This is a genomic window from Streptococcus sp. A22, assembly GCF_043674215.1.
GTDB lineage: Bacteria > Bacillota > Bacilli > Lactobacillales > Streptococcaceae > Streptococcus > Streptococcus suis_V.
Genome location: NZ_JBIMJQ010000001.1, coordinates 97,602 through 107,965, shown reverse-complemented (window position 1 = coordinate 107,965; position 10,364 = coordinate 97,602). Strand labels below are relative to the sequence as shown.

General features: G+C 44.7%; 12 protein-coding genes and 1 pseudogene. 8 read left to right on the top strand and 5 right to left on the bottom strand.

The window, feature by feature from the left end; genetic code table 11:
• The first annotated feature begins 1 nt into the window (after position 1).
• Positions 2 to 1,276: a signal recognition particle-docking protein FtsY gene (ftsY, locus tag ACHBHN_RS00575; RefSeq protein ID WP_394732926.1), complete on the top strand. Its 1,275-nt coding sequence runs from the start codon at positions 2 to 4 to the stop codon at positions 1,274 to 1,276.
• A gap of 28 nt (positions 1,277 to 1,304) precedes the next feature.
• On the opposite strand, the gene ACHBHN_RS00570 is transcribed toward ftsY, so the two are convergent.
• From ACHBHN_RS00570 to ACHBHN_RS00550, 5 genes are all read right to left on the bottom strand, one after another.
• Positions 1,305 to 1,862, bottom strand: a complete 558-nt coding sequence (locus tag ACHBHN_RS00570) for a GNAT family N-acetyltransferase (RefSeq protein ID WP_394732927.1) — start codon at positions 1,860 to 1,862, stop codon at positions 1,305 to 1,307.
• A 1-nt stretch (position 1,863) separates the two neighbouring features.
• A complete protein-coding gene (locus tag ACHBHN_RS00565; protein WP_394733430.1) occupies positions 1,864 to 2,541 on the bottom strand; it encodes a DNA alkylation repair protein in 678 nt (225 codons plus the stop codon).
• A 42-nt stretch (positions 2,542 to 2,583) separates the two neighbouring features.
• Positions 2,584 to 4,068, bottom strand: coding sequence for a glucose-6-phosphate dehydrogenase (gene zwf / locus ACHBHN_RS00560; RefSeq protein ID WP_394733429.1), 1,485 nt, complete (start codon positions 4,066 to 4,068; stop codon positions 2,584 to 2,586).
• Between the two features lie 57 nt (positions 4,069 to 4,125).
• Positions 4,126 to 4,260, bottom strand: coding sequence for an SPJ_0845 family protein (locus tag ACHBHN_RS00555; RefSeq protein ID WP_394733428.1), 135 nt, complete (start codon positions 4,258 to 4,260; stop codon positions 4,126 to 4,128).
• Positions 4,261 to 4,453: 193 nt separating this feature from the next.
• Entirely contained in the window at positions 4,454 to 4,846 is a 393-nt protein-coding gene (locus ACHBHN_RS00550; protein WP_153048336.1) for a hypothetical protein, read from the bottom strand.
• Between the two features lie 29 nt (positions 4,847 to 4,875).
• On the opposite strand from ACHBHN_RS00550, the pseudogene ACHBHN_RS00545 reads away from it, so the two are divergent.
• The 7 genes and pseudogenes from ACHBHN_RS00545 to ACHBHN_RS00515 all read left to right on the top strand — a co-directional run.
• Positions 4,876 to 5,112: pseudogene (locus tag ACHBHN_RS00545) on the top strand (aldo/keto reductase); the annotation flags it as partial.
• Positions 5,113 to 5,185: 73 nt separating this feature from the next.
• A complete protein-coding gene (gene ligA / locus ACHBHN_RS00540; RefSeq protein WP_394733427.1) occupies positions 5,186 to 7,144 on the top strand; it encodes an NAD-dependent DNA ligase LigA in 1,959 nt (652 codons plus the stop codon).
• A 7-nt stretch (positions 7,145 to 7,151) separates the two neighbouring features.
• Entirely contained in the window at positions 7,152 to 8,195 is a 1,044-nt protein-coding gene (locus tag ACHBHN_RS00535; RefSeq protein WP_105111673.1) for a diacylglycerol kinase family lipid kinase, read from the top strand.
• A 137-nt stretch (positions 8,196 to 8,332) separates the two neighbouring features.
• Positions 8,333 to 8,533 carry a F0F1 ATP synthase subunit C gene (locus ACHBHN_RS00530; RefSeq protein WP_105109681.1) on the top strand — a complete coding sequence of 67 codons (201 nt, stop codon included), beginning with the start codon at positions 8,333 to 8,335 and terminating at the stop codon, positions 8,531 to 8,533.
• Between the two features lie 36 nt (positions 8,534 to 8,569).
• On the top strand, positions 8,570 to 9,286 hold the full coding sequence (gene atpB / locus ACHBHN_RS00525; RefSeq protein WP_394733426.1) for a F0F1 ATP synthase subunit A: 717 nt from the start codon (positions 8,570 to 8,572) through the stop codon (positions 9,284 to 9,286).
• A gap of 18 nt (positions 9,287 to 9,304) precedes the next feature.
• The gene (gene atpF, locus ACHBHN_RS00520; RefSeq protein WP_105111675.1) at positions 9,305 to 9,811 is read left to right on the top strand and encodes a F0F1 ATP synthase subunit B; all 507 of its coding nucleotides are present in this window, start codon (positions 9,305 to 9,307) and stop codon (positions 9,809 to 9,811) included.
• Positions 9,812 to 10,345: a F0F1 ATP synthase subunit delta gene (locus ACHBHN_RS00515; protein ID WP_105122206.1), complete on the top strand. Its 534-nt coding sequence runs from the start codon at positions 9,812 to 9,814 to the stop codon at positions 10,343 to 10,345.
• Positions 10,346 to 10,364: the final 19 nt, after the last annotated feature.

Sequence of the window (10,364 nt, the reverse complement as noted above, 5' to 3'; positions counted from 1 at the left end):
TATGGGATTATTTGATCGATTATTTGGAAAAGAAAAACTAGAAGAGCAAGTCTCTCCTGTTGAGGAAGTGGAGACGGAACAGTTAGATTCTAGTGAAGATACAGAAGTATCTGAAACTGAATCAGTTGCTCAAGAAACTGCCGTTGCAGAGGAGCCTGAGGAGAATGCAGACCTCACAGCAGAGCAAGAAGCTCAAAAACAACGGACTTTGGATATAATGGCCCAGTATTATGCTGCCAAGGAGGCTGCTGCGGCCCGTGTCAAAGAAGCACAGGAGTTGGGGCTTGACCCAGCTATTCAAACCAAGGCCAAAGAAGAGCCTGTTGAGGAAGTTGCTCCAGTAGAGCAGGAGAGCGAGCAGGACAAGTATCAGCGGACTTTGAAAAAGACCCGCACAGGCTTTGGGGCAAGGCTCAATGAATTCTTTGCCAATTTCCGTTTAGTAGACGAAGAATTTTTCGAAGAGTTAGAAGAAATGCTGATTTTGTCAGACGTAGGGGTGCAAGTTGCCTCTACACTGACAGAGGAGCTTCGATATGAGGCCAAGCTACAGAAGGCCAAAAAGACCGAGGAACTCCGTCGTGTGATCATCGAAAAGTTAGTGGATATCTACGAAAAAGATGGCGAGTTCAGCGAGCAGATCAACTTCCAAGATGATTTGACTGTCATGCTCTTTGTCGGTGTCAACGGTGTTGGGAAGACGACGTCTATCGGTAAGTTAGCCTACAAGTACAAGCAAGCTGGTAAGAAGGTTATGCTGGTTGCGGCGGACACCTTCCGTGCAGGTGCGGTAGCCCAGCTGGTCGAGTGGGGTCGTCGTGTCGATGTGCCAGTGGTCACTGGTCCTGAAAAGTCAGACCCAGCCAGCGTGGTCTTTGATGGGGTAAAACGTGCCGTGGCAGAAGGCGTGGATATTCTCATGATTGACACAGCAGGTCGCTTGCAAAATAAAGAAAACCTCATGGCAGAGCTGGAAAAAATCGGTCGCATCATCAAGCGGACTCTGCCTGATGCACCGCATGAAACCCTCTTAGCGCTAGATGCCTCGACAGGACAAAACGCCCTTAGTCAAGCCAAGGAATTTGCGAAAATTACTCCATTGACAGGTCTTGTTTTGACCAAGCTAGACGGTACTGCAAAAGGTGGCGTCGTTCTGGCTATTCGTCAGGAGTTGGATATTCCTGTTAAACTGATAGGTTTCGGTGAGAAAATCGATGACATTGGAGAATTTAAATCCGAAGAGTTCATGCGTGGACTTTTAGAGGGATTGGTGTAATATTGAAAAAAAGTCGTTAGTTGAAAAACTAGCGACTTTTCTTATCTGTATGCAGTAGGGAGTAAATGGCAATATCCACAAGACCACGATTGTTTCGAGCGGCTTGTCGGAGAGTACCTTCGTAGGTCATGCCGACTTTTTCCATGACGCGACCAGAAGGACGATTTTCACTATCGTGAACAGCCGTAATCCGTAAACAGCCCACTTCCTCCAATAAATAGTGATTAACAGCTTCAAGCGCTTCGGGCATATAATTTTGTCCCCACCATTTACTGCCTAACACCCAGCCCAATTCAGCAGCTTGGACTCTTTCATCAAGGCTGACAACGGAAATATCTCCAATGGGTTGCTGATTTTCTTTGAGCTCAATTACCCACCTGTACGCTTTTTCTTGTGAATAGGATTGAAGACAGAACTGGACATAGTCTTCAGTATCTTGGAGTGTCTGATGAGTTGGCCAGGTCAGATAGGTGGTAACCTTTTCATCTGAAGTCCAGTTTTGGAAAACAGGCTCAACATCGCTTGCTTGAAAAGGGCGTAAGACTAGGCGTTGGGTTTCTAATACTTGAGTTCCTTTATGTTGCATTTTATTTTCTCCTTAATAATGCCTCAATCCAGTCGGGTGCATAGGCAGAAGTACAGCCCTTTGGCACCTTCATATCAGCGTAAACCGCCAGTTCCTTACCAATCGCCAAGCCCTGCTCCAAGTAATCTGGGTAGGTCACAGCAATGTCCACCAAACATTGATTCATGGTCCATTGGACAAGCTCAGGTGCAGTTTGCAAATGCAATTTGATATACTCCAATGTTCCTTCGATTTCAGCTTTTTCAGCCGACTTACTTGCAAAATATTTGGCCCGTAAAAACCAGCCTAGACATTGAAAAACAGGCTCTTCCTTGTTCAACAATAATTCTTCCCATACCTCGCTGTCTTTCCGTTTGCTCAAGATAATAGAGGCCAATTTATCCAGTACATTGACAGAAACAGCTGCATCCAAACAGGTTTCAAGCTCTGCTGTTTCCAATTGATTTGGCTTAGTCTTGGCAATCTGAATGGCTAAATATTGGGCTTCCAAAACCTTTGTCTGCCAGAGGGGAGTAAAGAGTTCGAGCTGATTTTTGTAATTCTTGGCAATACCAGAAATGGCTCCCATCGGAACGCCGTAATAGGGCTGGATTTCCTGAGTTTTAGCATAGCGCTTGAGGGTCCCAGCGTGACTAGCGTCTTCTAACTTTTCTAAAATTTCTTGAATGATTGTGTTCATAATATCTCCTAAAAAAACTGGATTGCTCCAGTTTTTCTTATCTTACAACAAACCACGCTCACGATACCAAACATCCGGTGTCCAAACCCATTTTCTGCTGTAGCTGTCGAGCAAGTCGAAAGCGGCATCAGGTCCCATAGAACCGGCAGGGTAGGTGTGAAGGGGGACTTGGTTGGTTTTCCAAAGTTCGACCACACGGTCAATCAAAGTCCAGCTGGCCTTGACTTCTTTCCAGTGGCTGAAGTTGGTCGAATCGCCATTCAAGACATCAAAGAAGAGTTTTTCGTAGGCCTCTGGCGAATTGCCAAGTGCTGTCGCATTGTGGCGGAAATTGAGTTTGGCAGGTGTAAGCGCAAAGCTTGAGCCAACTTCCTTACCATTGATGGTCAAGGCAAATCCTTCGGTCGGCTGGATGTAGATGGTCAATACATTGGCCTCAGATGGCTCGCCGAAAATATCTTCCGTATGCTTGAAGGTAATGGTCACACGGGTGCCTTTTTCAGTCAGGCGTTTCCCTGTGCGGAAGAAGAATGGTACGTCGCGGAAACGGTCTGTATCAACAAAGAACACACCGCCTGCAAAGGTTTCAGTTTGCGAGTTTTCAGCAATATTTGGCTCGTCGAGATAAGAAATGTAGTCCTTACCGTCGATGCTACCCGCAGCATATTGTCCGCGAATGAAGTTGCGTTTGAGTTCTTCGTCCGTTTGCTGACGCAAGTTCTGGAAAACCTTGATTTTCTCAGCACGAACGTCTTGTTCCTTAAAACTAGCGGGCTTGTCCATTGCTAGCAAGGAAAGAACTTGAAGAACATGGTTTTGAACCATATCTTTCAAGGCACCTGAATGGTCGTAGTAGCCCCCACGGTCTTCAACGCCGATAGATTCTGCAAAAGTAATCTGCACATTGTCAATATATCGGCGGTTCCATACATGCTCAAAAATAATATTGGCAAAGCGCACGGCAAAGATATTTTGCACCATTTCCTTGCCTAGATAGTGGTCGATACGGTAGATTTGGTCTTCCTCGAAGGCAGCAGCCAATTCATCATTGAGTTTGCTTGCAGTTGCAAGGCTTGTTCCAAAAGGTTTTTCGATAATCAAACGCTCAAAACCTTGTCCGTCAACGATTTTCTCAGACTTGAGGTGTTTGGCAATGGTTCCGAAGAATTCAGGGGCCATGGATAAGAAGAAGACCTTGTTGTGTTGGGTATCGTACTTTTCACGCAAGTCATCTTGTAATTTTCGAAGAGCTACATAATGCTCCGTATCGTTGACATCATGGCTTTGATAGTAGAAATGGCTGGCAAATTCGTGAGCTTGACGCGGTGTATCTGGTAAATCTTCCAAGGATTCGATGACAATCGATTCAAAATATTCCTTGGTCCAAGGACGGCGAGCAGTTCCGATAACGGCGAAATTTTCAGCCAAGTGTCCAGCCTTGTAGAGGCGGAAAAGTGATGGATAGAGTTTGCGTTTGGCGAGGTCGCCACTTGCACCAAAAATAGTAAATAATACGTGTGATGACATAGACAATTTCCAATCTGTTCAGTATAAAGTACATTATAGCATAAATTGTCAGAAAATTCACTTTTTCTTATTATTTTCTTCTTCGGAATCAGTTTCTGGCTCTGGAAATTCGACTTTTTCCAGCTGATCAAAGGAAGCAAATTCTGCCAGCATCTTATCCAAATCATCTTGTCGTTTGTATGTTATAGCCATACGGCACCTCCATCTTTTTGTCGCTCATTTTATCTTCTTTTGCGTCGTTAAGTCATCCTGCCGTATTCTGCGAATAATACTTGCTGTCGCAAGTCTTATTTCAAACCTTGCTCAGCTCACAGGACTATTGAAGCAAATACTATAAGCAAACTGAATGACTTTGTCCTCATTATACTTTTTTTACCAAAAAATATCAAAATAACGGATAGTCATCCTGATTCAGAGCTTGCTTTAATGACTGGTAAAGGTCTGGATTTCGGCAATAAATGTGGTAGGTGACGCCTGCCTCGTCGTCAGTAAGAGGAATGACCACCCGTTCCTTATCGGTCTTCACCAGGTTGGTCGTGAAGTGGGGTAGGGAAGAATTGGCGACCAGCTCCTGAAAGGCAAAGTCATTTTCCTGGACGAAAAATTTAGACTGGGGCATCTTGTCATAGCAAAGTTGTCTCCAAAAGCCCAGATTGGTCTTGAGCAGGAAATTGTAGCCGTTTATCTCTACGAAAGTTACAGCTGACCGCTTGGCTAGTTCATGGCCTTTTGGTACAGCTATGGCTAGCTCCTCTCTGGAAAACGGCAGAGTAGGCAAGTTAGAGAGGGACTGGTCAAAAATATCAAAAATCAGTTGCTCAGGTCATTCTTCGATGGCTATTTCAAAGAGGAATTGCCTCAAACTGCAAGTCTGTCAAAAAAGAACGCATGGCAGAAAACTTCGCCATTTTCGATTTTGCCTTGACAGAAGACGACATAGCATCCATTCAGGAAATGGATACTGACACCAGTTTATTCATGGATCACAGAACTGTTGAGGCGGTAAAATTGTTCAAAGACTTTGTCGAAAGCAGAGGGATATAAATAGTACTTGAGGTCGGTTTAAATCGGCCTTTTTTCTACAATGTAAATCCTAGTTCATGGTATAATAGGTCTTATGAAGACAAGAATGACAGAATTAGTGGGCCTACTCAATCAGTATGCCAAAGAATATTATCAACTTGACAAACCAAGCGTGTCCGATGCTGAATATGACAAGCTTTATCGTGAATTGGTGGAATTAGAAAGTTCCCACCCAGAACTGGTTTTGCCAGACAGTCCGACCCACCGTGTCGGCGGAAAAATCTTGGACGGTTTTGAAAAATACAGCCACGTTTATCCCCTTTTTAGCTTGCAGGATGCCTTTTCTCGTGAGGAGTTGGACGCCTTTGACCAGCGTGTCCGCAAGGAATTTCCAGGTGCCAGCTATATTTGTGAGTTGAAAATTGATGGTCTATCCATTTCCCTGACCTACGAGGCTGGCCAGCTGGTGGTCGGTGCTACCCGTGGAGACGGCAGTGTCGGTGAAAATATCACGGAAAACCTCAAGCGTGTGGCGGATATTCCGCTGACCCTGCCAGAGCCTATCGACATGACTGTTCGGGGCGAGTGCTACATGCCTAAGACTTCCTTTGAACGGGTCAATGCCCAGAGGCAGGAGGCTGGTGAGGCTGAGTTTGCCAATCCTCGCAATGCTGCTGCAGGAACTCTCCGCCAGCTGGATACAGGTGTCGTTGCCCAGCGTGGACTCGCGACCTTTCTCTACCAGGAGGCCAGTCCGACAGAGGCGACCAGCCAGTCGGAGGTCCTTGACAAGTTGGACAGACTTGGCTTTGTGACCAACCACGACTATCAGTTGTCGGCTGATATGGACGCTGTTTGGGCTTTTATTGAAAAAATGGCAGAGCAGCGAGACAGTTTGCCCTATGAGATAGACGGTATCGTTATCAAAGTTAATGACCTAGCTGTCCAGGAAGAATTGGGCTTCACTGTCAAAGCGCCCCGATGGGCGGTGGCTTATAAGTTCCCAGCTGAGGAAAAAGAGGCGGAAATCCTGTCTGTCGACTGGACAGTCGGCCGGACTGGTGTGGTAACACCGACAGCCAACCTCAGCCCAGTTCAATTGGCAGGAACCACTGTTAGCCGCGCCACACTCCACAATGTCGACTATATTGCTGAAAAAGATATCAGAATCGGCGATACGGTTATCGTCTATAAGGCCGGTGACATCATTCCAGCTGTCCTCAAAGTCGTGGACAACTACCGAAATCACCAAGAACCAATGCCAATACCAACTGCTTGTCCAAGCTGTTCAGGTGACTTGCAGCATTATGAGGACGAGGTGGCCCTACGCTGTATCAATCCCCTTTGCCCAAGCCAGCTCATGAGCAAGCTAGAGCATTTTGCCAGCCGAGATGCCATGAATATTGCCGGCTTGGGGACTTCGATTGTAGAAAAACTCTACCAGTCTGGTCTGGTCCATGATGTGGCAGACATCTACAAGCTGACAGTTGAAGATTTGCTGACCTTGGAAGGTTTCAAGGAAAAATCAGCTGAAAAACTCTATCAGGCTATTCAGGCATCGAAAGACAATTCAGCGGAGCGCTTGCTGTTCGGCTTGGGCATTCGCCACGTTGGTAGCAAGGCTAGTAAGATTTTGCTGACGGCCTTGGGTGATTTGGAAAATCTGGCACAGGCTGACTTAGAAACTATTTCTGGCCTAGAAGGTTTGGGACAGGTCATCGCCCAATCGCTGGTAACTTATTTCTCTAGCGAAGGTGCGCAGAAATTGCTGAGCGAACTGAAAGAAGCCGGTGTCAATCTAGCCTATTTAGGTCAACAAGTAGCGACGGATGCAGCTTTATCTGGCATGACGGTTGTCTTGACAGGTAAGTTGGTGCGGATGAAACGCAGTGAGGCAAAGGCCAAACTGGAGGCTTTGGGTGCTAATGTAGCTGGCTCTGTTTCCAAGAGAACCAATCTAGTCGTCGCTGGCGCAGATGCTGGAAGTAAGTTGGCCAAGGCCCAAGAATTAGGAATTGAAATAAGAGACGAGGTCTGGTTAGAGAGCCTCTAAGGAAATCATGGAAGAACAAAAACGTGCAAGATTGATTTATAACCCGACCTCGGGACAAGAAATCATGAAGAAAAATGTAGCAGAAGTGCTGAATGTTTTGGAAGGATTTGGTTATGAAACCTCTGCCTTTCAGACTACTCCAGAAAAAGATTCAGCTAAAAACGAGGCTAGACGGGCAGCCCTGGCTGGATTTGACTTGGTCATTGCTGCTGGTGGTGACGGCACTATTAACGAAGTAGTCAATGGCATTGCTCCGCTTGAAAAACGACCTCGTATGGCGATTATTCCAACGGGAACGACCAATGACTATGCCCGTGCCCTAAAGGTTCCACGGGGGAATCCAGTTGAGGCAGCCAAGTTGATTGGAAAAAATCAGACCATTTTAATGGATATTGGTCTGGCTAAGAACGTGAAGAACGGCTATTCCCAGGAGCATTACTTTATCAATATTGCTGCCCTGGGCACCTTGACTGAATTGACTTACAGTGTGCCTAGCCAGCTCAAGACCATGTTTGGCTACCTGGCCTATGTGGTCAAGGGGGCAGAGCTATTGCCGCAGGTCCAGTTTACACCGGTGCGTGTCCAACATGACAAGGGGATTTTTGAAGGGTCTGTCTCCATGATTTTTGTGGCCCTGACCAATTCTATCGGAGGCTTTGAGCAAATTGTACCGGATGCCAAGCTGGATGACGGCAATTTTACCTTACTCATGGTGAAAACAGGCAATCTCTTTGAAATTCTACATCTGATTCGTCAGGTCTTGGACGGTGGCAAGCATGTAGATAGCAATTTGGTCGAGTATATCAAGACCAGGAGCTTATCTATCAAGCACTTGGACAATTCCAGTCGCCTCTTGCTCAACCTAGATGGAGAGTTTGGTGGAGATGCTCCGGTCCATTTATACAATCTGGCCAATCATATCGAATTCTTTGCGGATACGGACTTGGTTTCAGACCATGCTATTACCCTGGATACTGAACAAATCAATCGTGAAAAAATGGCACAGCGATTTATTGAGGAAACAAATCATTTTGAAGTGTCAATTAAATAGGAAGAAAGGACAAAAGTGTCTTTTCTTTTTGATTAATTAAAGCGAATTAAACGCTTCCAATGACGGTATTTTCTTGACAAATAGATGTTTTAGGAGTATCCTTACATGGTATTAAAATTTTAAAAGGAGAATTCGTTATGAATTTAGGCGCATTGGCTTTAGGTTTAGCCTGTCTTGGTGTAAGTATTGGTGAGGGACTGTTGGTAGCTTCTTACCTTAGTTCGACTGCACGTCAACCAGAAATGCAAAGCAAGTTAATGGCTGGTGTATTCTTGGGTGTTGCCTTTATCGAGGGAACGTTCTTCGTAACCTTGGCTATGATGTTTGTCTTGAAATAGTAGAAAATAGAGAAATAGAAAAGGGGGGAACCTCCATTGGAAGAACATTTAAGTCCAACCCTTACCCTTGGTCCCATAACCTTTGACCTGACCATGGTATTGGTTTCTATTATAACCATTTCCGTTATTTTCTTACTTGTTTTTTGGGCCAGTCGTCGAATGGAACTGAAGCCAAAAGGAAAACAGAATGTTTTGGAGTACGTGTATGAACTAGTTATCAATTTTACTAAGGGAAATTTGGGTAATGAAAATGCAAAACGCTATGCACTTTTCTTCTTTACAGCCTTCACATTTCTTTTGGTTGCCAATAACCTTGGTTTGATGACAAAGATTGAAACCGCTCAAGGACACAATCTATGGACCTCTCCAACAGCCAATATGGCCTACGACTTCGGTCTTGCTACCATTGCAACGGTATTTTGTCATGTCGAAGGTATTCGTCGTCGCGGATTTAAGGAGTATTTGAAAGCATTTGTAACGCCATGGGCTATGACTCCAATGAATATTTTGGAAGAAGTGACCAATCTGGCTTCTCTTGCACTCCGTTTATATGGGAATATCTATGCGGGGGAAGTACTGGTTTCTCTCCTCTTGCAATTATCTCAAAAAGGCGCCTTCGTTTATCCTATCGCATTTGGCTTAAACGTCATTTGGACAGCTTTTTCTGTGTTCATCTCCTGCTTGCAATCCTATGTATTTGTCATGCTGGTGTCTATGTATTTGAACAAGAAAATTAGTGGTGAGGCAGAGTAAGAAAGGGAATATGAAAAGATGGTAACACTTATTGCAATGCAATCAAGTACAGTTTTGGGGAACTTTATTCTGGTAACAGCATCTTTTGCTGTCCTACTCGTCTTAATTCGCCTATTTGCGTGGGACAAGATTACTGGAATTTTTGAAGAACGTGCTACTAAGATTGCCAATGATATTGATAGTGCGGAAGAAAAATTAACGCAGGCTTCTAAGCTTGTACAACAGAGAGAAGATGAGTTGGTTCAAGGCCGTATCGAAGGTCAAAAAATCATTCAAGATGCTGTTGAACGTGCAAAATTAGAGAAGAAGCGCTTGTTGGAACAAGCTGATGTTGAAATTCAAGGTTTGAAACAAAAGGCTCAGCTTGAAATCGAGGCAGAAAGACGCGAAGCTCAAGAAAACCTGCATGTACAGGTAGCGGAGTTGGCAGTTGATTTGGCTGGAAAGATTATCTTGGAAGATTTGGACCAGCAGGCCCATAGTCAATTGATTGATCGTTATTTGGATAAACTAGGAGACAAGTAGATGAACGCTAGAGAAAATGCCCTGGTGCAAAAGTATGCTCTATCATTTGCTGAAAAAGTTAGTGATCATGAAGAGATTTGGGAAATGTATGACCAAATTTCAGCCTTGATTTCCATTATTCATGATAGTAAGCTCAATCGTCTCTTGTTGTCAGCGACTGTTTCTAAAGAAGAGAAGGCTGAATTCGTTCGGACTGTGCGTCAGTCCAGTTTTTGGCAAATCAATGACCTTATCGAAGATGTGATTCGAGATGGGCATGCTGATTTGCTCCTGGAAACGCTGGAACGTGCTCAGCTACAAATTAGTAAGTTTAAAAATGAATTTGAGGCCCATGTGGTTTCAGTTTATCCGCTGACAGAAGAACAAAAAGAGCGTCTTCGTCGACTGGTAGAAACACGTTTTTCTCTTCGTGTTCGTAGTATTGTTGAAGAGCTTAATAATACTTTGATGGGGGGCTTTATTGTGACGGTCAACCACAAGGTCATTGATGCCAGTGTACGCAGTCAGTTGAATGACGTTAGGAAAAAACTTTAGAAAATAGAAAGTGGTGTTC